Raw genomic sequence first — 22,758 nt, 5'->3', positions numbered from 1 at the left:
CGCACACTTTTCCAGCGCACGGTGGTAGTCATCGTCACGTCGCCGGCTCTCCCGTTGGCTCCCTGGGTTCGAGCCTTGTGGCGGGTTCTTGGAACCTTTGGGTACGTTCATCGTGAGGCCATCCCGCGCCTGGTATTCACAGGTGCAGTGCGCGCAGAAACGGGAGGGCGCAACTCTGTAAGCGCGACCGTTTAGTTAGGCGGCGTTCGGTCAAGTGCTAGGCGCGTTTGCGAGCCGGCGCCTTCCGCGCTGCCGCCCTAGTGGCCGCAGCTTTCTTGGCCGCTGCCGATCGCTTGGCCGCGACTGCAGCAGGAGGCGCTCGCCGCACCTTCTTGATGGTATTGCCCTCCTTGCGTGCCTTGCTCCCGCCCAGAAGGAGATGGGCCGCAAGCTGCTCCCAGTCGTACCAACGCATGTTCTTGCTGTTCTTGTATGGCTTCCACTGCACGGCGCCTTGGCTAATGCGTAGCTGCCCGACGCCGGCAATTTTGATGACGGTATCGGCATAGCCGACCTCCACGGGCCCCGCTAACTTGATTGCGACCGTTGGCATTCGCGCTGCTCCTTAGTGTTTGAATGTTGCTTCGCCGCCCCAGTGTCCTTGCCAAGTGGCCGCGCGCGGGTAACGCCTCTTTTCAGAAGCGGTGCATGCGCTTAATATCTTGACACATCTTTGGCAGTCGCTGAAATTGCCGCATCGCACGAGGAGAAGCTGTTCTGCGTTGTATGAATTACCTCGCGCGGCGCGGTGTGCGTACGTCGCCGCGCATTGACGCCTCTGGTGGTTCCTTGTGACCAGCACGTCTTTCCTGGACGTGTCCGTGGCGCGTCACTACAACAGTGATGAATGCGATGTCCTCACTGACTTCTACCAGCCGCTCTTAGACCAAGCAAGCCGGTACGACCGTGCCGTCGGCTACTTTTCGTCATCCGCGCTCCGCGCTTGCGCTCACGAGCTGGGTGGATTCGTTGGTAGAGATGGCCGAATACGGTTTGTCATTGGGTGCCTTGTCTCGAAGGAAGACGCGCAGGCGCTGTCGCCAGAGGAGCTCACGGGAGACGAGCGGAGGCTCATACGGGAGCGACTGCACAGGGAGTTGAACGAGCTGAAGACCGTCGACATGCCTGCAGCGGTTCTCTTTAGCCAACTTGTGGCATCGGGAGTGATTGAGCTGAAGTTCGCTGTTCGCTCGGCTGGCATTTACCACGAGAAGTTTGGTATTTTCATCGACGCGTACGGAAACAAGGTGGCCTTCATCGGGTCCACGAACGAGACGGAAGCCGCCCTCTCTGCCGGAAGAAACCACGAATCGTTTTCTGTTTTCCATTCTCGAGAGCCCTCGATCTACGAAGCCTATGGCGCGCCTCTTGAGCAGCGCTTCGCCGACCTGTGGAACGGGCGCACAAAGCAAACCCGGATTTACCCGTTAGACGAACAGTCACTGGCGATGATGCGCGAGATTGCCGACTCTCATGTGAGCTCGCAGCATCCACACGCCGCAGCACTCCCGGGGCTGGCGAGCCGGTACTCATTGCGGCCCTATCAGCACGAAGCGCTTCAATCGTGGAAAGCCCACCACTATCGAGGCATCCTGGCTATGGCTACCGGCACCGGGAAGACCCTCACCGCAGTGGACGCAGTGAAGCGGTTCCGGGGGGCGGTACCTGGCGGAGCAGTCGTCATCACCGTGCCGTATCAGAACCTGGCCCTGCAGTGGATCGATGCACTGCGCGAGCAAGGCATCGACACCTTGGCGGTCTTTGATTCGTACACCCGCTGGCATAGCCAGGTGAAAAACTACTTTCTCGCATCTCAGGATGCGCATATCGGTTCAATGCCGTGCTTTGTGTGCGTGAATGACACGTTCCGCGATGGACGCTTCCAAGAGCTAACCGGGTTACTCGCCACAGCGAAGCAACGGCACCACTTGCTTATCGCGGACGAGTGCCATCACTTCAATGGACCAGAACAGATCGGCAAGCTGCCGGAGCACTTTACGTTTCGGCTGGGGCTCTCTGCTACGCCGTACGACCAATACGCCGAGCACTACCTAGACCGATATTTTGGCGGGATTGTGTTCGAGTTCTCCCTTGGCAAAGCCATCAAGGAAGGCTTCCTCACCCCGTACAGGTATCACGTTTTTGGAACCAGCCTGGACCAGGAGGAGACCGAGCAGTATGAGGAACTAACGCACCGCATCGTCAAAGTTGCCGGGAGTGATGAGAGTTTTACGCCCGAGACGCTGGCTAAGGTTCAACACCTGCTGCTCGCCCGCGCGCGAATCGTGGGCGCTGCTAGGGGGAAGCTTGAGCAGCTCGAGAAGCATCTCTCAAGCGCCGTCCATTCCCCTTCACGCTGTTCTACTGCGGCGACGGTTCACTCGAGGAGGACGGCGATCGCCAGCGGCAAATTGAACTCGTTTCCCAATTGCTCCACCGGCTTGGCTGGAGGTCGTCACGGATCACGGCGGAAGAGAGCCTGAAAGAGAGAGAAAGCTTGCTTGAGGGCTTGCGCCGAAGGAGCATCGACGCGGTCGTCTCCATCAAGGTTCTGGACGAAGGTATTGATGTCCCTGTATGCCGGCGTGCATACCTTCTCGCAAGTCAAAGCTCCGACAGGCAGGGTATCCAGCGGCGGGGCCGAGTGCTGCGAAAGGCGGAAGGCAAAGATGGTGCTGACTTGTACGACTTCCTGGTCACCGGAGGCGCGACTCAATCGAAGTCCATGCAGAACCTGGCGCGAAAAGAGATGCGCCGAGCTTGGAGCTTTTCAAATGACGCTGCGAATGTGGAGCCTGTGCGCTTGGAGCTCCGGAGCATCGCCGAACGAACGGGTGTAGACGTGGAGAAGCTAGATGAAAAACTCTGATGGACAAAAGCAGCGCTCAGGCTTGGCGGAGCTCATGGGCGAACTAAGTGACGAGGTAGAGAGTGAAGCGTTCGCAGTCATGAAGCCTGACCAGCAAAAGCTGGAGACGATCGCAAGAGAGATGCTGAAGCTGGAAAAAGACATGACTGTCCCTGGATCGACCCAGCCGGACGGAGTGCGCGTGGATCGACTAATGCAATTCATCGAAGAGCGGGACTTCTAATGCGCCTCCTCTCCCTCGAACTGAACAACTTCCGCGGGTTCTATGGACAACACCGAGTCGAGTTTGCAGCGGAGGACGAACGCCGCGTCACTATATTCCACGGAGAGAACGGCGCGGGAAAGACGAACCTGCTAAACGCTATCCACTGGTGCGTTACCGGCAAGTTCACCCCCCGCTTCCAAGATCGGCAGCTGCTGGTCAACAAGGAGGCGTATCGGGAGGGTGCCCGTGAGTGCACCGTTGAATTGACATTCAGCGACGTTGCTGGGGGCGTCAGCACCACATACCGAGTGCGCCGGAGTGCGAGCAACCAGGCTCAGACCGCGTTTGATGTCTTCAGGGTCACCAAGGGAAACTCGACAACTGTCCCCAAAGGCGACAGTCTGCTGCGCAGCTTACTGCCTGACGCGCTGGCGAGTTGGTTCTTTTTCGACGCGGAGGCCATCGGCAGCTTGGAGCTCTCCGGAAGCGATCAATTCAAAAGCGAACTTCGGAAGACATTGGGATTCGATTTGGTGGACAAGTTGCTCGCGGACTTGGACCGCGTGCGAACCCGACGCAGCGGAGAAGTGGCGAAGCAGTCCAATGACCGTAACCTCCAGGACATTCAGGCTGAAATTGAGAATGTAGAACACGTCCTGCCAGGACACCACGAACAACGGCAACAACTGGACCGAAAGCGGGTCGAGCTCGTGGCTGAGTACGAGCGCGTGCGTACCGAGCTTGCGAAACAGCCGCAAGCAAAGCCGTTAGAGCAGCGCCGTCTAAAGCTCGAGTCCGACATCAAACGACTGAGGGACGAGAAGGTAGCTGCAACTGCAGCCGTCGCACAGACGATAGGGAATGCATCGGCCCCTGTCTTGCTGGAAGCGCTGACCAGCCGGCTAGAGGGACAGCTGAATGAGCAGGAGGTGAGGGGTCGGCTGCCTTCACCGTACAGCGATCAGTTGATCAAGGACATCTTGGAGGCGAAGACCTGCATCTGCGGACGCCCGGTTGACGAGGGGAGTCATGAGTCTCACCAGATCGCGAAGCTGATGGAGCATGCGACTACTGGGGCATTGAACCAGCGCATCTCGCAACTGCGGTACTTCCTAATTGAAGTCTCAAGCCAGGCTGAGAGGTACCCGCTGCAGCTCCAACAGGCCCGCTCTCGCATAGCGGACATCGACACAGAGCTCGGGCGTCTCGAAGAAGAGTGGACGGAGGTGACCAAGGAGCTTCGCTCAATCGATCAAGAGGCCATTCAACGCCTGGAACGCGAGAGGGTGGACGTAGAGCGGCGACGCGACCAAGTAAATCAGGAGCTCGGCTCCGTCAACCGGATCATCGAACTCACCGAGCGGCGAAAGGCTGACGCGCAGGCGCGATACGAGGCCGCGGCAAAGAAGTTGCACGTCAGCGCGAAGTTGAAGCGCGAGTTGGATAAGACAACCCGTCTGATCGACCATATTCGCAAGGCGGCCGGCGCTCAGGAAAAGCAGGCATTGCTGATCCTCTCCCAGGAACTGAATCTCGTTCTTGAGCGGTATCTCACGAAGCACTACCAAGCCAGAATTGATCCGTCGAACTACGCAGTCCAGTTGCTAGACCAAGAGGGCCGGAAGGTCGGCCACAGTACGGGCGAAGGGCAGGTTCTGAAGTTCGCCTTCATCGCGACCGTGGTCGCCATGGCCGCGAAGAAGACGACACAGAAGATTCAGTGGCTCAGCGAGCCGACGATTGCGCCTCTCGTTCTCGATGCGCCCTTCTCGGCCCTGGATCCGGAATATCAGGGCTCTGTTGCTCGCAACCTTGCGACACAGGCCACACAGCTCATTCTCATGATCTCATCCGCGGCATGGTCCGAAGCCGTAGCTGCTCCTTTGGAGCCGTTGGTCGGCAAGCGATACCTGATCTTGTCGGTTGAAGCTGGGCCTCGCGGTGACAAGCCGGTCAAGTCCGTGGCAATTCGAGGACGTAACTACATGCTGAACTCGTACGGCGGCGAGCGCTCCGAGTCAATGTTCGAGGAGGTCCGATGATGCGGAAGCCGAGTCTGCTGACGCGAGAGCGGATCCTGTACTGGCCAGGTGAGTTCTCGGAGATTGTCGACCTGCTCACAAAGCGAGGCGATGATGGGCGCTCGCAGCCAGGAGCTCCATTCACGCTGAACGTAGGCGTCATTGCAATGGCAGCCGCCCTCGGACTGCGAGAGGGGCGCAAACGTGAAGTAGGCGCTAACCGGAAAGAGATCAGCAGCACCACTTTTCACATGCAAGGCCTGGAGCTGTACCTTCTGCTTATCCCTATCCTCTCCCATCCCGAGGCTGCAACGGAGGCGCTCCGTCCGGAAAACGAGGAGGCCACGTTGAAAGAGTTCGAGCGGTACGCGGCCGGAGGGCTGGAAGTGCTGGCTGGCGAGTTTGAGCGCTCGGCAGGACGGGAAGTGGACGTTGTGCTGCACAGTCTGCTGAAGCCAACCTCAGCCCGTCAAGAGTCTGCGTTGAGCGACTTGCCTGACCTGCTCTAAAGCTTCAGGGCCGCTACTGCTTCAAGACAGTTGAATATGGCAAAACTGGGAATCAGAGACGCCTTTGCGGCCTTCGGGGCGACTCTGCACAACGTTAATTGGTCCGTGTCAGCGTGGAACGGTGATGACGAGTTGGTCGTCAGTATGTGGGCGCATCACTACTGCCCCGGTCTGGACAAGAGTGCCGAGTACCACGGGCACAGCTCGCGCTGGCAGGTTCCGGGAAGAACGAGTTCGTTCGGAATGTACAGAAAGCATTCGACACTCGCCGGCCGGTTCGCCTGGTGATCGTCTCGACCACGGAGCCGGACCGCGTCGAAGCGGGAGAGGACGCCAGCAAGTTGAAGAAGGAGTTCTATCCTCGTCCCGACCTTGTGGGTTCAGTCGTCGCCTTCGACGGCGACGCGTACACGATACGGTTCACCAAAGCGTAGCGCACCGAAGTGAAAGCCGTGAACCTCCAGCCACCATGCGTGTTCTGTGAACTGCCGACGTCGCGGGTGGAAGTCGAAAATCAACTTGCCATCGGTTTCTCCGACGCCTTCCCGGTAACTGCAGGCCATCGTCTTGTCATTCCACGCCGCCACGTTCAGGACTACTGGAGCTTGACTGCAGAGGAGCGCGAAGCTTGCCATGAGTTGCTGGTCAGTCTCCGGCAAGCAATCCTTGCCAGTGACCCAACCGTTTCGGGCTTCAATGTCGGGGTAAATGCGGGTGCTGCTGCTGGGCAAACGGTCTTCCATTGCCATTTCCATTTAGTCCCGAGGCGCGTGGGCGACGTCACTGATCCTCGCGGTGGAATCAGGCATGTGATTCCGGGCAAGGGCCGCTACTAACTCAGGTCGAGGTCCTGTGCTCCAGACCTGACTTGCCAATCTGCCGAGAAACCCTGTTGCCGCGCGATGTGCGCGAGTGGAGTTAACGAGGCGCGGCACTCTTGCAGAAATCGCTCATCGCTAAGCGCAAGAAGTTCCGGCCTCGGCACCTTAAAGTGCTGCTCGTAATCATCAACAATCACGGATCCCGGCACTAGGCGAATCGCTCGTAGATGGAGCTTCGCCAAGCGAGGTATGTAGATCTCTAAGTCGGGTAGACAATCTGATTTAGAGGAATTCGTCGAGACGCTCACTGGAGTCAGATTCCAGAGAAGGTCATGGGCGACGAAAGTCCAGGGGAGCACATGGTCGATTGCGAAAAACTCGGCAAGCTGCTCACCACTGTAGATGTCTCGGAACTCATTGCCGCACCCGGCCGATTCCATACAGCTGCGAACCTGAGTCCAAGCATCCCTCGCAGTCTTCAAATTCCGTCGTATCGGGGGTTTCGTCTTGTTGACTATGCCGGGAACACTCGGATTCTTTGACTGAAGGAACTCCACAAACGCGTGCTCCGCGAATGCTTCCACGAGTGGCATGTTCTCGGACAAGAAATGCATCCACGGCGGGGTCACTTCGATCACATCACCGTCGAGAAAGTACGGAGGTGCCTCGCTTGTGCTGCGGGCGCGAAACGCAAGATCTCGAATAAGTGCGTCCCGAGCATGGTCTGGCGTTCCTCTGAGACTCTCCCGAAACCAGGGCGTCAAGAACCGCGTGGGAACATAACGTTCGAACTTCTGAAGCTCGCTAAGCGTGCCCGATTCACGCAGGGTCGTGCGGACCGCATTCGGTCCCGCGGCGGCAGGTACACCAAGCCGGTCGATCGTCGTTCTTAGCCAAGTGGCGAGCTGGTCTTGCTTCCCGAACGAAAGCAAGTACAGGCAGGCCGCGGGCCACGCCAACACAGCCGCCTCCACGAACGCCTCGGCGAGGGTGAACCGCGCACTTCGCCCGCGAGTTTCTTTGACCAAACGCAGGAGCGCCAAAAACCACACGATCTTGTACGAGTTAGTGGTGTCATGGAACACCCGCGCCAACATGACCGCAGGACCCCTGAATGAGGGATTCACTCCAGATTCGCCGCTCACTCGCGGCTCTGTCTCGGGTATCGGCATGCGGCAGGTAAATGCGGCCTAACTAGGCCTCCGCGATCACAAACTCGCCCGCCATCGCTTCTGCCTGCATTAACGAATCAGCCCTGGATGTTAGGTAGCTCAGTCCTCTGTGCAAATGGCGCGTCAGGGTTCCCTTCACTCCTTCGGCCGTCGCCTCACCCTCGTCCTGCAGGCAGCGCACCACAAGAAGATTGAGATACGTGGCCTCCGCCTCGCCCGCAAATACGCGCCATTCAATCTCCACTCCCCCCGCATATTGATGCGTCTCATCAGCGACAGCCGAGGGGTTCGCAAGTGACGCGCATAGAGCGTGTCGACACAACACGTTGTAGTGCTCAATACCGGTGCGGCGTTTTAGCGTGACCAGCTGCTGCTTTGCTGCAGAACTTAGCCTGACTCTGTCGATGCTGTAATCCATGATTTAGGCCGCTTCAAGAAAAACCTGATCCACCATCGACCTCTCAACGATGGAGCGTCGCTCCTCGTCGGCAAACTGAATCACAAACGAGGCCGACGTGTGCCTTTGCATGGCCTCATGAACTGTCCCCTCTACTTCTTCATCGGTGGAGAGAACGAGCACTTGATGTGAAATCTTTGCAAAGAATCGCTGAATGAGAGCTTGGCGGTGTGTGCGGTCAAGTCGCGCCAGCGGCGTGTCTACAACGACGGGGAAGAGACCCTTGCGCTCGCGAATCAGGGCGCTAAGTACCGCGATCGCCAAGAGCTGACGTTCGCCGTCCAGAGGCGCTCTATCGGCAGCACCTCTCCGCCTCGACTGATGATGCGGACCATGTAGGTGTCAGCTGCCACCTCGACACGCTGAATGAGTTTTTGTTTGCGCAGGAGACTCTGGAATTCGGCAGTGATCATGTCGGATAGCCAGGCAGCCTTTGAGGCCAGCAGGCGATCTTTGAACGTGCTCAAAACGAGCCGTGTTCTTTGTGCTGCCTCGATCGCACGGCCGTCGAGCTCTTTCCCCTTAAAATCGTCGCGCATGCGACCGGTTGCACTGTCGACCCGTAGCTTGAGATGCGCAGCGCGTCCTCGTTCCTCTTGGAGATGCGCCTCAATGAGCTCGGTCTCTGCTTCGGCGCGAGCCACAGCTGCGGCCCCTTCGCGCAGCCGCTCCAAAACGTCCGCGACCTGGTCTTTTGAGGGGACGGCAGCTAACCTGCGTTCGGTTTCATGGAGCTGCCCACGCGTCTCCGCAAGGCGAGCGCAGGTCCAGCTGGTGACGTTCCATCGCGACGCGAATCTGGAGCTCCACCTCTCCTGGGCTCGGTGCAGCGCCCAAATGGCAATCCACCTTGCTCGCTTTGATGTACTTCGAGTTCTCCTGCTGCAGAATGGATTTCAGAGTGTCCAACGCCTTAGGGGCGACCGCCGATTCAAGAGATTTCAGCACTCTCGCGTCGCGCTTCTTGAGCTCGGCGAAAACGGACTTGGCGGTTTGACTATCTGCCTCGCTGCTCCATTGATCCCTGTACGCACTCCACAACGCGCCAACCCTAGCGAGCGGCAAGAACGGGCTGCCGAGAGCCAGTCGCACTTCCTCCTCAGCCGCCTGTAGCTGTTGCCTGAGAAGTTGTTCGGCCGCACGAATGTCGGCGGCTTGTTCATAAGCCGCGAGGCCTTGCCGAGCGGCGCGGGCTTTGAACTTTTCGTGTTCTTCGACGGCTTGCGCGAGCTTTCCTTTTGCGGCGGCGCTGCGTTGCGACTCCATTGCAATGCGTTCCTCCGTCTGGCCCAGGTCGCGTTCGAGTTGCTCCAGCTCCTCCTTCGCCGCGACGTAGTCGGCGTCTACGCTCTTCGCATGCAAAAGTGCCCGCCGTTCGACTGCGACCAAATCCTTGGTCAATGCATCAATGCCTCCAATCCCGAGAAATGCCTCTGTGGCCCGTCGAAGCATGTCGGGCAAGCTTCTTGGATTTGCCAGAGCTTCGATCTTCTCCCCGTCGAACAGAAAGAGCTGGAGCAATTCCGAAGGCAGGATGCTGTCGATGAAGTCTGGCCAATCTTCAGTGAGATGCAAGTCAGGGACTGCATCACGCAGGACCTCTAGCCGCTCATTAAGCCGCGCACTGTTTGGCGCCCACTCGCGCACCACGGTGAGCTGCTCCTTCTCGCCACTCGTCTCGATCGTCAGATCAAGTGAGATCCTGGGTCGGCCCGTGGCGTCCGATCGCTGCAAGCCGCGCATCAATTGCTCGTACTCACTCGACTTGCTGCTGAAGACCTTGCTGCCGTAAAGAACGACCTGCAGGCATGTCAGAAGCGTCGTCTTGCCGCTTCCGTTGAGGGCCTTAATCAGAATGATTGGCCGGGAGCGTCGCACTCGCAAGTCAAGCTCTTGCAGCTCGCGGAAGGGCCCTAGGTTCTCAACGGTAACCTTGTTGAAGGTGATTTTTGCCATGCTAGGTAGAAGATGGTGCCGTGTGGATCGGGATCACCTTGCGAGCGAGGGTCGAATCGAGCTCGGGGCTTAGCGCTTCGTCCTCTTCAACCGATGAATCCGCACTAGCATCGCCCAAGTGCTTCATTGCAAACTGCAGGGCATCCTGTTCGTCAACAAAGGCGTACGCCTTCAAGATGTCTTGTAGTTCATCGAGTTGCCGAGACCGACGCCTGCTTTGCAGGCCCCGAAAACCGGATGCCAACAGCGTCCTGGTTAGCTTGTACAACTCAGCTCCCCGGTCACGTGCTTGGTCCACGTTAGGAGCTGGCGACGAGTTCGCGGCTTCCAAGGCGACTGACCGCAGGAGAGCTAGGTCAGCGGCATCTAGAGGCATCGAATCAAGTTCTCGACCTGGATAGGGACGGTCCATCGCCTCGACGTAAATGTTCGGAACGAGGTCCTCAATTTCACCCTTCTCGGCGACCCAGATTCGCCGGATCTCCTCCAATTCGGAAACCGTGATCAGCTCGAGGTCGTTAAAGCCTTGGCTCTTCCCACGCTCCGCTGCTTGCCGCTGCGCGGTTAGCAAAGCTCTCAGGAGCTCTGCGCGCCGCTCTTGTGTGTACGGCCCGTGCACCAGGCGATCTGTCATGAGAAGCAAGCTGCCATTCATGCGGCGAAAGTCGCGGTACTCGCGGTCCGGCACGGCCAAGTAGTTGTCTCGGAAATCGAGAATCGGTTGCATCCACGACTTGCTTTCATCGTTAAGGATCATCGCCTTCAACGACTTGTCCTGCGTGACCATCGTGCACACGTAGCAGCCGAAGCGGCTGTCGCCGCAGCTGGGCGTAGATCGATCCACGACGATCGGGCACTCAGCATCGGGCGTTGCGCCACGATAAATGTCGAAGAGCTCTTGGTTGTCCGTGCCCCATGGATTCTTGTTTTCCATCAAGAACTCCCAGACGTCATCACTCGACCAGCTCTCGATAGGGGCATACACCCAAACTCGAGACAATTTCGGATCTGAATTTCGACTGAGCTTCTCTCGTGTGCTTCCCTTGTATTGGTCCATCACCTTGTCGCGGCCGCGCTCTCGCCCCGCCTGGTGCCGAGCACCAGAATCGCTTCGCCGTTGGTCTCGGAGAGGTTCTGAATGAATTTAGTAGATGCGCTGATCTTCAATCGATCTGTGCACCAACGGAACTTCGGGCGCGGGGCGGGGTAGCCCTTTCCAATCAAGTTAACCCAGAAGCGGTTCTGCAAATCTGGAGCTAGAGGCGTCTCGATGATCGGCAGCCCGTCGCGTTTCGCCGCGACCCCCATCCGAAGCAGTGAGACCTGAACCCACTTCGCGATGATTGGGTTTTCGACGAGCGTGTCAGTACTGATCACATAGACGGGCTTGAACTTTCGACGCTCGACGGGCAGCTGTGAAAGTGCCGTCCACAAGAGCTGCAATGACGCTGTTGAATCTTTGCCGCCGCTGTAGCCGACGATCCAAGGGATCGAGTCAGAGAGGTAAAGCTCTTGGATCTCAGTGATGATGTGTTCGGGAGACACTGGCATTCAGGCTGCCTTTCTTCTAGATGGGGTATTCCCACGTGATTTTTGGTACGCCGCCTCGGCGCTCTGTTCCTCGGCGTTCAAAGGCAGGCCCAAGACACGCTTAATTTCATTGCAGGTGAGCGTGACGTTCTGACCCGACTTCGCCATTGCGCCGCCAACCATCGCGCGACCTTCCCACACTGACGCATTGCTTCTGGACCAATCAACCTGCTTCAGACGCTGAAGACGTTTTCGGAGCTCGTTGGGATGCTTCTCGTAGAGAGTGCGTCCTGCGCGTCCAGGGCTTGCAGCACGATTGCATGAGAGTGGATGAAGTCCCGCCTCACTTCCCCAGACGTCATCTTTGATTCACGTACATACCGCCACTCTGGGATCTGCTCTGCGACCAGCTCCCAGAATTCCTGACAGTGTTGAGAAGCTCGCGGAAAATCCTGCTGCTCTTTTTGAGGAACAAGTTCGATACACGCGTTGTGCAGGGAACTGAGTGTGAATAGCTTCCGCGAGCGGGGGAGAGTGTTGACCGCTCAGCCTCGATAAGGCCTTTGAACACGGGCGAGGTCAAACTCACATGCTTTGCCACCTTAGCAGTCCCACTTCGGTGGTCGTACAGAATTCCTAGAGAGGCTGACGGCTTGACGGCATGTCGATTCAGGTCCGCGAACATCTGCTGGCATCGCTGAAGGCCGTGATCGACGAAGAACACGACGGCGATCGTCTCTTCGCCCAATTCTGGGGCTGAATTCAATGCCGCTTCGATCGCGGCGCGACGATGCTGCCCATCGTTCACGACAAACTTGGCGTCCATGGGAACCGTTAGAGTGCCCATGCGAAAGGTGCTAGAGGTGTCTTTGCCGACGGGATCAAACTGGACTTCGCCGTCGATGGACGCCGTGATAGCCGAAAAGACGTAGCTGGCTTGGTTTTCGAGGATGTAGCGGGAAATCTCCGGTACACGGGCTTTATTCAGGGAGCGCTGCGCCCGCAGCTCAGGCACGAGTTCCTCGTCGTCGAAGTGGAACATCCTTGGCAGGAGCCGAAGAGGGCACATAGAGGCGTAATACTCCCGCCCTGCCTGGATACCGCGGATCGCGGGGAAGGTATAGGAAAACGCGCCCATTCTGACTCCTCACGTACGTTTGCATGTTAATGTGCAAACAAGGCCGAGTCAACTCAGGCAGAGCTACTTGGGGTATAGCCGCGGAACGAGGGCGCCGGAGGCGGTCGGGCGCATCTCGTAGGCCTCACGACAGCCCTGTGGACCGTAGCTCACGTGGAGTGGTCGATCGTGACCATAGTAGTAAAGACGATCGAAAGGTAGATTCTCGATGATCCAATCGGCGACTTCACGCATGCTCTCGTCCTCCACAAGGAAGTCGCAAGCCGCGCCCCCGCGACTGCACACCAGAGCACCCGACCGCCCAAGCTCACAACTCGAATGCTGGTCCAGTTTTGGCGCGATCCTTCGATCAATCTTGGCGGCGAGGCCTGGACAGCTGAAGCCGTAAGTCAGGCGGATACCGCCAAAGTAGTCTATCAGCGGGTCCAGGATCTGGATTGCCAGCGCATAGAGTGCGTTGTACGTCTGGGATCGGAGAGGGATATTCGGTATGCCCAAGCGGCGCTGCGTCTCGCCGCATTCGACAAAGCTGCGATAGGAAAAGTGACGTCCGCAAGCTTGGTCAAGAGGCGGGATCCTGTCGCTTGACTCAAAGCCTTCAGGAGTGACCCTGATGCGCCTCAGCTCCAGCGCCGCGAGAAGGTCTTCCTCAGAAGGGCCATATTCATCGTCTTCTTCAAGCATCCCCGTGGCTAGTAGTGCCTCGTCGAACGACACGTGCTTTTCAAAGCCTGGATACTCCTCGTTGATGAAACGGCTCTTGCGATACAAGAGTGGCCTCGGTGTAGTAGCACTGCCGTAGTCGAAAATGCTGTAATCCAGCCGCCTCAAGTTGATCTTGATGCGTCTTTGCAGGCGCGGGAGCAGCTGCCCGTCAAAGTCATCAAACTCCAGCAGCGTGAGCTTTCCACTGGTGATATGAATCTTCACCAATTGCACAGCGCTCGTTTCATCCCACAGGATCAAGCCGCAGCCGACGTAGGCTCGCAAGATGACGGGAAGGCGCTCGACCATCGACACGTGGAGTTGCAACGAGTGATCGGCTTCCAAGTGGCCGACCCCGCGGGAGGACGCCTCCTGACACGCCTCGAGAAGTTTCGACGGCTCTCCCGTTTGTCGGAGCAGTGACGCAGCCGCCGAGTAAGCCGCGCCGTAGGCGCCGAAGAATGCCCTTATGTCACGCTGTAGCCGCTCATCGAGTCGCTTGTATGCGGGCCGTCTACTGAACTGCTGCATGGCGAGAAACAGCAGGACATCGTCTCTCCGCGCTTGAGAGGCTGCGTGGAGAACGCGATGATCTGAGGTCCGCTGCACCAGCCGCAGGGCCCGCGTCAACGAGATTCCCTTTGACTCGATAGTTTGGAGATTTGGCACTTCTTCCGCCACCGGCCACCGGCCAAGATCAAGTGCAAGCTCCCACAGCCCACTAAGCAAGGGCCGAAGCTCTTCACGCCTCTCTTGGGCTACAGTCGGGTGACGCTCCCGTTGCGGACGCGGAGGTTTCGTGCGGCGAGCGACTGCAGCAGAAGAAAGAAGTCGAGTCGCAACATCTCGTTTGCGGAAGCGCTTGATCAGGAAGCTCTGTTCGAGCTCACGATCCTTGAACACAAGTGCAATCCCTGGCGCCGCCATGGACACGGGGAGTTCCAAGGCGTGTTCAAGGTAGTCTCGAAATTCCTCCTGCGAAAAATACTTCTGGAAAGTATTGCGGCTACTTAGTACCCCATCGCTGAACGCAACGCCTCCGTTCGAAGCGTTCTGGAGCATGACGCTAACGATAAGGGCCCGTCGCGCTAGGGCGGCGGCACAACGAAGCGCTTCGGCTCTCTCGACGGGATCCTCAATAACATTGATCACGAAGCCAAGATTCACGATGTCGGCCTTGCTTCGTGGCCAGTCGGCCGCGTAATAGGGATCCCAACCCGTCGCCTCGAAGCCGGCGCTCTGCAGACCGCGTAGGTCGTCCCCTTTGCCACACCCGTAATCGAACAACGTAGTTCCTGGAGCCAGGAGTCCAGTGCGGAGCAGCAATTGGACTGGGGCGGAGAGGCAAGGTCGAGACAGCGCCGTTAAATGGCGTTGAACAACAGTCGTGTCCAGGGCGTCCACAGCCTCTAGCGCTTGCGGATCTCGCTGTCTTGTATTTCCTACCGGGACTAGGTGACCTTCGACTACTTCATAGCCTTTGGCGTCCAGCAGCCGCCTCCAGTTGTCAAGGAAGCCGATGGTGTGCGTCTCATCGAAGAGCCCCAGCGATTCAGCGAGGATCGTGGTCTCCAGCCACTCGCTTCGCCGAGGCCAGCCTTCAGGAACTAGCAGCTCCTTGCGGTGCAAGATCGGCGGGTTCAAGGACTCGGCGTACGTGCGAAATCTCAGCGTGCGTTCAGCGCCCTCCGTCCAGCTCGCGGCGAGGCGGGGGAAGGGGTCCTCGTCGAAATCAGGGTAGCTGAGAAGCGAGATCCGGTTGTCACGGGTGTGTACCTTGATGATGTTGGGCGTCCCAACGTTCAGCGGCTGAACTTGTTCGAGAAGAGATCTCACCTTCTCTACTTGGTTCAAATCGAGTAATGCTCCTACCGCACTGACATGAACGTACAGCGCGTCGGCGACCCTCTTTCCCGTGAATAGGCTCTCGCCCATATGAGTAATCCAGAGTGAATTGGCTGCCAGCGGTGCAGTGCCAGGTTCCGTCGACGTGAACTCAGTTGCCGGTCTCTTCCCCTCGACCGAACACCGTGAACACTCCCTCGCGGTACCACTGTGTTGTCTGTGTTCGATCCGCTGCCGCATTGCTCTGTACACGACCTCCAACCACTACGCCGTCGCGCACTTCCAGCAGAAGATCGCGCTCGAACGTGCTGCCGAACGCCATGTGTACGTCGTTAAGCTCGCGCCCTTTCGGGACGCGCAGCGTTCCGGTGTACCAGTCGGACAGTGGTGTGCTGGACATGGCCACGCCCTCGCCTGGGAAGCGCAAGCCTTCAGAGATCTTTGTCGTCATGCCGAACCCACGCAGTGGGAGGACCGGCTAAGCGCCTCGCCGGTCATCGGGTTCACCCGAGGCAGCGAAGGCGCGAGAGCCGAATGGCCGGGCGCCGAGGACTGCGCAGAACCGCGTATGGTCGTTGACCAAGACTTAGCCTCGCCGACCGTGGGCTTCTGGTGGTCTCGCACACGCAAGTGTTGAAAGTAGCGGCGCATCTCATCATCGTAATCGCGTTGGCTTCTGCTACCAAATCAATGCTGGCCTCAAGTCATCCGACGACGGACGAGGGGGCTCACGGTGCCGAAGGAGCTCCAAAATAAAGGCTCCTTAACTTCCAGCCTCGCCGTCTGGGACGTTGTGCGCCACCTAGACTGTCAGGAGTGACGTCGCAGAGTTCGGGCATTAACGGCCCATAGTGACGCCACGCAGGCTCTCCCGCGAGGGCGCTGGTCGGTCCACACGTGACCGGTCGGGTAGTGCTGGACCACGGTGATGACCCACCCGTGAACATGCCGCTTCTGCGGCGGGTTCACGCGCGTGCGCGAGCTGAAGCAGAAGTGGCTTTCTTCAACGTCGAAAGGAAAGCCATGAAAAACGCCACCACTACTACTGCTACTACCAACACTGCCAAATCCACGCCGACAACAACCGCCAATCCTGTCGACGTCACGCTCGACGAACACGACGCCGGCACTTTACCGGCGGTCGGCACCCCCGCCCACCCCAAGGATGCCTCGTCTCGTCCCCTGCTCGCATCCGCTCCTCGGGTCGAGTACCTTGACCCGAGCACCATCTACGAAGGCAGCGGACCGAACAGAGACGAAAGCGCCTTCGTCTCTGAACAGTTCGAACAGCTCGCGCTGAGCATCCTGGCGATGGGGGGCAACACCACGGCCATCGAAGTGCGGCCGGTCACGACAGCAGACGAACTGCCGGCAGGTGGGCCGTATCAGTACGTTCTCATTAGCGGAGCACGCAGGCTCCGCGCCTGCAGGCAGCATCAACTCCAGGTTTACGCCACGGTGAACGACAAGCTCACCCCGTTAGAGGAAAGCTTGCGCCGCCTCGCGGAAAACTTCAACCGTGAGTCTCCCTGCGCCATAGAGTTGGGCTGGCAAGTCCAGTTCATCCGGACACAGTACCCTGAAGCGAAGCTGTCCGATGCGGCCATAGGCCGGATGATCGGCGTGGACAAAAGCATCGTTTCCAAAGCGCTGACACTCGCCAGCCTGCCCAGGAAAGTCATTGATTGCTTTGAGTCCGTGGACCAACTGCGATACGCAGACGCCAAGCCGCTGGCGGACGCCTTCACTGCCGCTCCAGAAGAGGTGCTGGCAGCTGCAGTGCAGATCCGCGCCGGCCAGCAGTTGAAGGCTTCCGAGGTCCTAGAGCGGCTCACAAATGCTGCGGCCAATGCGCCCGGGGCCGCAGCAACGAAGCCGAAAAAGACCGGCGTTGAACGGTTCAACGCTCCGCTGGAGGCGGGTGGAAAAGTGTTCGGTGACCTGACTCAGACTAAAGCCGGCGACCACGTGATAACGCTGCAGATCGCGCTCACGGAGGCGCACCGAATGGCCTTGAGCAAGCACATCACCAGCTTCGTTCGATCGAAGGTGATGGGCCTCAAGCCGGAAAAGGGCATGGGGAAAGGCGGCAAGCCTGCGACCGCAATAGCGTCAACGAAGGAAGCCCAAGGAGCGCCGTCGTGAGCAGCGCGGCCGAAACAAAAGGCGGTGCCGAAGCAGTTCCGATCACGAAGGAACCCGATAACGAAGGGGAATTCACATTACCGGACGCGGGCCGGCGGATACATCCGCCGGGAGACAGTAACCTCCTCAGTAAAGCAGTGGCCAACCGTCCGGTAATGTGGGCCGGACCCGACCGAAGGGAGGGGGCGCGTAGCGCAGGCCCTGAGTCGACGGGAGCAGGAACCGTGACAGGCCTGCCGCATGCGCAGCATGCGAGCAGGCTTGGCGCGGCTCCTGCTACCGGCGGAGCGGCAGTCGTGGCGAAGCCGGGACTGCCCCCGCGTTCGGTCGCGAAGCTGAGCGTGATCGAAGAGAGTTTCGAACGCGAAACAGCCAACGCGACCGAAACGGCTACGGCGACAGTGCGGCTCGAAGTCGAAGATGATGGAGAGCCAGCGCCGAAGCGCTTGTTGGCGGCAGGAAGCATCGATTCCGATGCGCTTCGGTTCGCATTCGCAGCGGCCGCACGAATCGGCGACGAACAAGCTCGGAAAATCGTGGTCGCTGCGAGGGCCCGGCTCAGGGCCGCCGACGATGACCGGCGAGCGCGCAAAGATACAGCGGCATCAGGGGAAACCCTTGCCGACTATCGCAAGAGGTGCGAGAACCTGGACGCGGTAGTACGCGCATCTGCGAAGCCCCAGCCAGATGCACTTCGATCAGCATTGGGGCAGTACGCAGGCGCGCGCCAATCTTTCCAAAAGATGAAGTCGGCAGCGCGTACCCTCACGCTCGCGCGAATCAAGCTTCTCCTGAGCCAGCAAGACAGGCTGCAGCGTGCGCGAGGAACGCTCGAGGAAAGTGAGTGGAGGCCGAAGTGGCTGGCTTGGGTGGCAATGATTGACTGGGGCCTGTCCGATCTTGAAGTCATCGATGGCCTCAAACGCGACGAATGCCTGAAGTCCGAGGGGCTAGCTCCAAAGCCATCCAGGTCAAAACGCAAGGATGTGCCCCGGTTCGACTCCAACTGGCGTGATCGGTTTCTTCACACGAACGAGCGGTCTGCAACGTACCGCGATGCGGGAGTGGTGCTGCGGTTCACAGGCGTGAGACCCGCAGAACTGGAGCGCGGCGTCCGGCTGCGACGGACCGAGCACGGTATACGGGTGAGGGTCGCCGGCGCGAAGGTCCGTGAAACCGCAGGGCAACCATGGCGAAGCTTCTCACTTGACGTGGCTGAGTTGCCCCGATGGTTTGTCGAACTCCTTCCGACGAACCGCAGCCTTGTCATCAAAGCGCAGGCCGACTCGATGCGGAGCCACTTATATCGTCAGACTCGACCCGTGCTCAACCCCACGGGCAGAAAAAGTATCGCGCACATCAACCTGTCCGCATACACCTTCAGGCACGCCTTGGTGTCGGACTTGAGGGCAGCCGGCTGGACCGCGGAAGACATTGCCCCTGTCATAGGAGAGAGCTCGGCACGCACAGCGAATCTGTACGGATCGGCGCACACAACCGGAAGTGTCAGGCCTGCGATCGTGGCCGGAAGCGTTCGTGTGCCGCGGGCAGTGAAGGAGCTGGATCGCTCCGGACTGCGGCACTTCGCCCAGTCGTCTACCATTGCAGCGCGGGACCGCAAGGCGAAGCCAAAGGGACGATGATCGAGACCTGCTCTGCACGACGATTCTCGCTGTTCTTTCGCAGCACACGCTCGCAATCCCAGGTGGTATTCAGTAGGCTCGAACGAGGGTTGTACTTCGTGAGGTCGGGGCTTTACCGGTACCCGCGCCCGTGGTGCTTCTGCGTTAAGTGGGCGCGTGTCGCGACGCTGTTCTTCCTTCACGGCCCGCAGGTCTCCTGAGTCCTCTCGTAGTCGTTCAGCCGCTGGACATGCGTGCTGGCGCGGAGACGCGGAGACGGTCCCCACCGCCTGGTTGACGTGTTTGTGCCGCCCGGCCGCACCATCCGTACTGGTTCTCCGACCTGCGGGTCAACTGTATGAAGGTGCTGGTGCACGACGGCACCGGCGTTGGGTTGCGGCCCGGCGGCTGAACCAGGGAACGTTCGTCCGGCCTGGCGATAACGGCGGCGCGGCCTCGACCACGATACCCGCCGATGTGCGCGGCGGCAGTCTCCTGCTCCGAGGCGCTCACATTTCCGCTGTCCAGCCCTCATAGGCTTGGTCAATCATGGCCTGCTGCTGTCTGGTTCGGGCGCGCGTGATGTGGGTCGGCAACTCGATGCAGACGTAATCAGAACCTAGAACGATTGGTCCGTCGGCGTCTTTCGACTCCGTGGAGATCGTCGGAAAATCCATACCAGCGTAACCCGGGTGATCCGGAGAGTTGGGCTCACTCATGGATGTCATTGTGGCGGGAGCAGCTAAGTTCCGTCTACTGGCCCGGTGTCCTGTCCGCGTGCAGTCTCACAATCGGCGGAAGCATTCGGCCTGGTCAAAGTCGTTCCGAGTTGACGCGTAGGCAGGGCCGGCGTAGGGTCAAGAGGTGGCTAGCCTTCTCGCCTTCGCACACGCCTATGGTCCGTTGCTGGTGGTCTGGGCTCTCGGCGTGGTGCTGGGCATCGGCTTTATCTTCTCCGCCCGGGCGGAACGTCGCCGGATCATGGAAGAGCGCTCAAAGCGAGGTTCCACGCGTGCAAAGAAGGTCGTCTAGAAGCTGGCCAGCCGGTCGGATCGATTAACTGCTGTCATCTCGGTGGGCGCGGCCCACGGCTCCCAAGCGCGGCGTCAAGACGGGTCCACGGGACGGTACCGTTCTTTCCGACATCCGCGTTTGCGGAAAGTGACGGTCGTCCTAGTTGCCCAATAGGAGCGGGAGGCTCAACCGCGATCTATGCTCGAGGAGGGAGATCAAGCCGGTGGCCGGATGACGAGCGCTGTACCGGGCTTGCGCGAGGCGAGTAGTGCACAACGGCGAGGACTTGTACTGTTTGGCAACACCGCTGCGCGCCGACGCGCAGCGCTGCACTTTCTGGCCGGCACGCATGCATCCGAAGAACGCAGCGGCTTCCAGCTCCCTGTAACTCGAAGCAAGATGGAATCGCCGGCGGCTCACTCCACTGGAAAACGTGTGAGCCAGTTCGTCGCTTGGTGAAGCTCGGGAAAGCCGGCAAAGGCACGCATGTGAGGAGACGGTAGGCTGAGCTTCCGCCGGCAGCCCGGCTCTTCGCTTCTACTACTTGGCGTCGCCGCTGGGCGCGTCATCCGGTACGTGGACCATTAAGTCTTCAACCTTGCACCCGAAGTAGGTGCAGAGCCGATCGATGGAATCAACGCTCGCGTTGTAGCCCCTCACGTTGAGCATCTTTGAAAGCGTGGACCTGTGAACGCCGGTCGCTTCTGCCACGCTTTTCCAGTCCTCGCGCTTGCCGCGACGAAACGCGAAATCGGCCATCACCTCGGCCAAACGGAATCGAATCATCCAGCCCTCCTGGGGCTAGTCTAGCGTTCAGATGTCGCGCAAAGGCGACAGGTGATCTGCTTGCACCCGGCCGAACCTTGGGGATTTCTGTGCAATCTTCGATGATTGTTTTGCGCGACGTTGCGCAGTACCAGGAAATCACGAAATGCAAGAAACGCAATCCACCGCCGACCTTCGCCCCATCGCGCAGGCAGCGGCCGAGTTCACCAAGCCGTCGACCGTGCCGATCTCTGAAGCGCGCGAACAGGCTTTCACGCTCGACGAAATGTGGGCAGTCATGGAGGACGTGGCCACACGATCTCTCAGCCCGATCAGCGGCCGAGACGTCCCCACCGATGCCGACATTGGCTGGGCCGCAGGGCTCATGGACGGTGAGGGGTGCGTCCACATCGCCAGGCAGACGTACCCTGGCACCGGAGAGTGCAAAAGCTTTTCGCTTCGCATTCAGGTGGCGCAGTGCAGCCTGGCCGTGCTGCGGGAATTCGAGTGGGCCGTCGGTCTACGAGGGCGGATTAGCAGCCCGAAGCCCAAGCGACTGCAAACGCGCGTTTGCCACTATCTAAACTACAGCGGCATGCGTGCTTTCTTCGTGCTCGAACGCCTGCGCGAGCACCTGCGTCGCAAACGAGAGCATGCCGATCTGGCTCAAAAATTCCGCGTCGATTGCCTGATTCATGTGCACCCGGGCTGCAGGGGCACATCCCCAGAGGTCTGGAGACTGCGGCATTGGTATTACGAGCGCATGCAAGAGTTGAACCGGGGCTCGTGATGGCCATGCGGCCCAGGGCATACCGGGACCTGGTGCAGCAACTGGCTGCAGTGCGCGGGATCGCAGCAGGTTTGCCCATGACTTCCTCGAAGAGTCCGCCCGCCGCCGCGGCGAGAATCGGGGCCGACAGGGGCGGCACGCCTTACTGTGATCGCACAGCAGACGACCCGCGCCACACGCAACTGGCGCGCCGACTGCTGTATGACCAGGTGGACTTCGAAGCTCAAGTCACTTGGGCAAAGAGTCTGTCCAAGGACGCAGGCGCGGGGGTCTTGACCGAACTCGAGAGAGCGCAACAGCTGGGGCCACTTCGTTACCTGTGCGCGGGCGGATCCTTCGATGACCTGGAGCAACTCCGCATGGATTTCCCGACGTTCTCGAAGGTGATCGACTTCGTCTGGAGTCGGGTGATGCTCGCGCGCTTGGTCCACCCGCCGGCCGTCCGCATCCCACCAATTCTGCTGAACGGTCCTGCGGGAACGGGAAAGACAGCGTTCAGCAAGCGTCTCGCCGACTGGCTCAACGTTCCCATCGTCGAAGTAGATGTAAGCATGCTGGAGACCAGCTTTAGGCTCACGGGCTTGGACGCGGGCTACGCCACCGGGAAGCCTGGGCGGGTGTGGGAGGCGCTCCAGTGCGAGTCGATGTCTCCAGTCATCGTGCTCGACGAAATCGACAAGCGACCCGATTCCACGCGAGATAGCGGGCTCTCATTTTTGCTGGGCCTGCTAGAACCAACGAGCGCCGTCCGCTTTCAGGATGCGTATGTCGGGCTACCGATTGATGCTTCCCAGATCGCCTGGATTGCCACGTGCAACGAACTGGGAAGCATCGAAGCACCCCTGCGAAGTCGCTTTAGGATTTTCAACATCGAGGCACCGTCGCGCGAGCAGATGGCGGCCGTCATTCAGAGCGTCTTCAGGTCACTTCGGCACCAAGAATCATGGGGCCGGGTATTCCCCGAAGTTCTGCCAAGTGAAGTGATCGCGCGACTGTTCAACGACTCGCCCAGATCCGTTTGGCAATCACTCGAAGATGCGTGCGCAAAAGCAGCGGCTGCTGGGCGCCGTTATCTGGTTGCCCAGGACGTGACACCGAACCGGCCAAAAGCTTCAAGGAACATTGGGTTTTTGGCGACGAACAGCTTAATTGCTGACAGTAATAGGAAGCTGCCGTGATGAGTGGCGAAAGGGA

Annotated in this window: 22 protein-coding genes and 1 pseudogene; 10 read left to right on the top strand and 13 right to left on the bottom strand. The window is 59.3% G+C overall.

All coding sequences use genetic code 11. The features are described from left to right. Positions 1-217: 217 nt before the first annotated feature. A complete protein-coding gene (locus ACPWT1_RS02925) occupies positions 218-553 on the bottom strand; it encodes a hypothetical protein (protein ID WP_427913927.1) in 336 nt (111 codons plus the stop codon). Between the two features lie 544 nt (positions 554-1,097). Between ACPWT1_RS02925 and ACPWT1_RS02920 the strand changes: the two genes are divergently transcribed. The 6 genes from ACPWT1_RS02920 (at position 1,098) to ACPWT1_RS02895 (ending at position 6,440) form a co-directional block, all read left to right on the top strand. Continuing rightward, positions 1,098-2,483, top strand: a complete 1,386-nt coding sequence (locus ACPWT1_RS02920) for a DEAD/DEAH box helicase family protein (protein ID WP_427913926.1) — start codon at positions 1,098-1,100, stop codon at positions 2,481-2,483. Continuing rightward, positions 2,429-2,869: a DEAD/DEAH box helicase gene (locus ACPWT1_RS02915; RefSeq protein WP_427913925.1), complete on the top strand. Its 441-nt coding sequence runs from the start codon at positions 2,429-2,431 to the stop codon at positions 2,867-2,869. The genes ACPWT1_RS02920 and ACPWT1_RS02915 overlap by 55 nt, the downstream gene beginning before the upstream one ends. Next, entirely contained in the window at positions 2,856-3,092 is a 237-nt protein-coding gene (locus ACPWT1_RS02910; RefSeq protein ID WP_427913924.1) for a hypothetical protein, read from the top strand. The genes ACPWT1_RS02915 and ACPWT1_RS02910 overlap by 14 nt, the downstream gene beginning before the upstream one ends. Further along, positions 3,092-5,116 (top strand): AAA family ATPase, encoded by a 2,025-nt coding sequence (locus ACPWT1_RS02905; protein WP_427913923.1) that lies wholly within the window; start codon positions 3,092-3,094, stop codon positions 5,114-5,116. The genes ACPWT1_RS02910 and ACPWT1_RS02905 overlap by 1 nt, the downstream gene beginning before the upstream one ends. Further along, positions 5,113-5,604: a hypothetical protein gene (locus ACPWT1_RS02900; RefSeq protein WP_427913922.1), complete on the top strand. Its 492-nt coding sequence runs from the start codon at positions 5,113-5,115 to the stop codon at positions 5,602-5,604. The genes ACPWT1_RS02905 and ACPWT1_RS02900 overlap by 4 nt, the downstream gene beginning before the upstream one ends. Before the next feature lie 443 nt (positions 5,605-6,047). Further along, entirely contained in the window at positions 6,048-6,440 is a 393-nt protein-coding gene (locus ACPWT1_RS02895; RefSeq protein WP_427913921.1) for an HIT family protein, read from the top strand. Here the strand turns inward: ACPWT1_RS02895 and ACPWT1_RS02890 are convergent. The 10 genes and pseudogenes from ACPWT1_RS02890 to ACPWT1_RS02845 form a co-directional block, all read right to left on the bottom strand. Next, positions 6,437-7,510: an HNH endonuclease domain-containing protein gene (locus ACPWT1_RS02890; protein ID WP_427913920.1), complete on the bottom strand. Its 1,074-nt coding sequence runs from the start codon at positions 7,508-7,510 to the stop codon at positions 6,437-6,439. The genes ACPWT1_RS02895 and ACPWT1_RS02890 overlap by 4 nt on opposite strands. Positions 7,511-7,619: 109 nt before the next feature. Further along, positions 7,620-8,015: a DNA sulfur modification protein DndE gene (gene dndE / locus ACPWT1_RS02885; protein WP_427913919.1), complete on the bottom strand. Its 396-nt coding sequence runs from the start codon at positions 8,013-8,015 to the stop codon at positions 7,620-7,622. Between the two features lie 3 nt (positions 8,016-8,018). Further along, a complete protein-coding gene (locus ACPWT1_RS02880) occupies positions 8,019-8,318 on the bottom strand; it encodes a hypothetical protein (RefSeq protein WP_427913918.1) in 300 nt (99 codons plus the stop codon). Continuing rightward, complete coding sequence (locus ACPWT1_RS02875; protein WP_427913917.1) at positions 8,291-8,698, bottom strand: hypothetical protein; 408 nt, start codon at positions 8,696-8,698, stop codon at positions 8,291-8,293. The genes ACPWT1_RS02880 and ACPWT1_RS02875 overlap by 28 nt, the downstream gene beginning before the upstream one ends. Before the next feature lie 82 nt (positions 8,699-8,780). Beyond that, the gene (gene dndD, locus ACPWT1_RS02870) at positions 8,781-10,010 is read right to left on the bottom strand and encodes a DNA sulfur modification protein DndD (RefSeq protein WP_427913916.1); all 1,230 of its coding nucleotides are present in this window, start codon (positions 10,008-10,010) and stop codon (positions 8,781-8,783) included. Position 10,011: 1 nt separating this feature from the next. Beyond that, positions 10,012-11,067: a DNA phosphorothioation system sulfurtransferase DndC gene (gene dndC / locus ACPWT1_RS02865; protein ID WP_427913915.1), complete on the bottom strand. Its 1,056-nt coding sequence runs from the start codon at positions 11,065-11,067 to the stop codon at positions 10,012-10,014. Beyond that, entirely contained in the window at positions 11,067-11,561 is a 495-nt protein-coding gene (locus ACPWT1_RS02860; protein WP_427913914.1) for a hypothetical protein, read from the bottom strand. The genes dndC and ACPWT1_RS02860 overlap by 1 nt, the downstream gene beginning before the upstream one ends. Next, positions 11,562-12,609 (bottom strand): annotated as a pseudogene (gene dndB / locus ACPWT1_RS02855) (DNA sulfur modification protein DndB). A 132-nt stretch (positions 12,610-12,741) separates the two neighbouring features. Continuing rightward, positions 12,742-15,318, bottom strand: coding sequence for a DNA phosphorothioation-associated putative methyltransferase (locus ACPWT1_RS02850; protein ID WP_427913913.1), 2,577 nt, complete (start codon positions 15,316-15,318; stop codon positions 12,742-12,744). 61 nt (positions 15,319-15,379) lie between these two features. Then, positions 15,380-15,679 carry a hypothetical protein gene (locus ACPWT1_RS02845; protein ID WP_427913912.1) on the bottom strand — a complete coding sequence of 100 codons (300 nt, stop codon included), beginning with the start codon at positions 15,677-15,679 and terminating at the stop codon, positions 15,380-15,382. 488 nt (positions 15,680-16,167) lie between these two features. Here ACPWT1_RS02845 and ACPWT1_RS02840 point away from each other — a divergent pair, with 488 nt between their 5' ends. Then, the gene (locus tag ACPWT1_RS02840; protein WP_427913911.1) at positions 16,168-17,373 is read left to right on the top strand and encodes a ParB/RepB/Spo0J family partition protein; all 1,206 of its coding nucleotides are present in this window, start codon (positions 16,168-16,170) and stop codon (positions 17,371-17,373) included. A gap of 224 nt (positions 17,374-17,597) precedes the next feature. Beyond that, a complete protein-coding gene (locus tag ACPWT1_RS02835) occupies positions 17,598-19,016 on the top strand; it encodes a hypothetical protein (protein WP_427913910.1) in 1,419 nt (472 codons plus the stop codon). A 488-nt stretch (positions 19,017-19,504) separates the two neighbouring features. Here the strand turns inward: ACPWT1_RS02835 and ACPWT1_RS02830 are convergent, their stop codons facing one another. Further along, positions 19,505-19,714: a hypothetical protein gene (locus ACPWT1_RS02830; RefSeq protein WP_427913909.1), complete on the bottom strand. Its 210-nt coding sequence runs from the start codon at positions 19,712-19,714 to the stop codon at positions 19,505-19,507. A gap of 835 nt (positions 19,715-20,549) precedes the next feature. Then, complete coding sequence (locus tag ACPWT1_RS02825) at positions 20,550-20,795, bottom strand: helix-turn-helix domain-containing protein (RefSeq protein ID WP_427913908.1); 246 nt, start codon at positions 20,793-20,795, stop codon at positions 20,550-20,552. A gap of 145 nt (positions 20,796-20,940) precedes the next feature. Between ACPWT1_RS02825 and ACPWT1_RS02820 the strand changes: the two genes are divergently transcribed. Together ACPWT1_RS02820 and ACPWT1_RS02815 are read left to right on the top strand one after the other, a co-directional pair. Then, complete coding sequence (locus ACPWT1_RS02820) at positions 20,941-21,564, top strand: hypothetical protein (RefSeq protein WP_427913907.1); 624 nt, start codon at positions 20,941-20,943, stop codon at positions 21,562-21,564. A 77-nt stretch (positions 21,565-21,641) separates the two neighbouring features. Continuing rightward, a complete protein-coding gene (locus ACPWT1_RS02815) occupies positions 21,642-22,742 on the top strand; it encodes an AAA family ATPase (RefSeq protein ID WP_427913906.1) in 1,101 nt (366 codons plus the stop codon). The last annotated feature ends 16 nt before the right edge of the window (positions 22,743-22,758 follow it).

This window comes from Ramlibacter sp. MMS24-I3-19 (assembly GCF_050320135.1).
GTDB lineage: Bacteria > Pseudomonadota > Gammaproteobacteria > Burkholderiales > Burkholderiaceae_C > Ramlibacter.
Note: the sequence above shows the minus strand (reverse complement) of the source record. Positions and strands in the feature narration are given on the sequence as shown.

What these genes read in the sequence shown, in the direction of transcription:
- ACPWT1_RS02845 (WP_427913912.1), bottom strand. Translation starts at nt 15,679, where the DNA reads ATGACGACAAAGATCTCTGAAGGCTTGCGCTTCCCAGGCGAGGGCGTG.
- ACPWT1_RS02850 (WP_427913913.1), bottom strand. Translation starts at nt 15,318, where the DNA reads ATGGGCGAGAGCCTATTCACGGGAAAGAGGGTCGCCGACGCGCTGTAC.
- dndE (WP_427913919.1), bottom strand. Translation starts at nt 8,015, where the DNA reads ATGGATTACAGCATCGACAGAGTCAGGCTAAGTTCTGCAGCAAAGCAG.
- ACPWT1_RS02830 (WP_427913909.1), bottom strand. Translation starts at nt 19,714, where the DNA reads ATGAGTGAGCCCAACTCTCCGGATCACCCGGGTTACGCTGGTATGGAT.
- ACPWT1_RS02815 (WP_427913906.1), top strand. Translation starts at nt 21,642, where the DNA reads ATGACTTCCTCGAAGAGTCCGCCCGCCGCCGCGGCGAGAATCGGGGCC.
- ACPWT1_RS02900 (WP_427913922.1), top strand. Translation starts at nt 5,113, where the DNA reads ATGATGCGGAAGCCGAGTCTGCTGACGCGAGAGCGGATCCTGTACTGG.
- ACPWT1_RS02820 (WP_427913907.1), top strand. Translation starts at nt 20,941, where the DNA reads ATGCAAGAAACGCAATCCACCGCCGACCTTCGCCCCATCGCGCAGGCA.
- ACPWT1_RS02825 (WP_427913908.1), bottom strand. Translation starts at nt 20,795, where the DNA reads ATGATTCGATTCCGTTTGGCCGAGGTGATGGCCGATTTCGCGTTTCGT.
- ACPWT1_RS02925 (WP_427913927.1), bottom strand. Translation starts at nt 553, where the DNA reads ATGCCAACGGTCGCAATCAAGTTAGCGGGGCCCGTGGAGGTCGGCTAT.
- dndD (WP_427913916.1), bottom strand. Translation starts at nt 10,010, where the DNA reads ATGGCAAAAATCACCTTCAACAAGGTTACCGTTGAGAACCTAGGGCCC.
- ACPWT1_RS02860 (WP_427913914.1), bottom strand. Translation starts at nt 11,561, where the DNA reads ATGCCAGTGTCTCCCGAACACATCATCACTGAGATCCAAGAGCTTTAC.
- ACPWT1_RS02905 (WP_427913923.1), top strand. Translation starts at nt 3,092, where the DNA reads ATGCGCCTCCTCTCCCTCGAACTGAACAACTTCCGCGGGTTCTATGGA.
- ACPWT1_RS02910 (WP_427913924.1), top strand. Translation starts at nt 2,856, where the DNA reads ATGAAAAACTCTGATGGACAAAAGCAGCGCTCAGGCTTGGCGGAGCTC.
- dndC (WP_427913915.1), bottom strand. Translation starts at nt 11,067, where the DNA reads ATGGACCAATACAAGGGAAGCACACGAGAGAAGCTCAGTCGAAATTCA.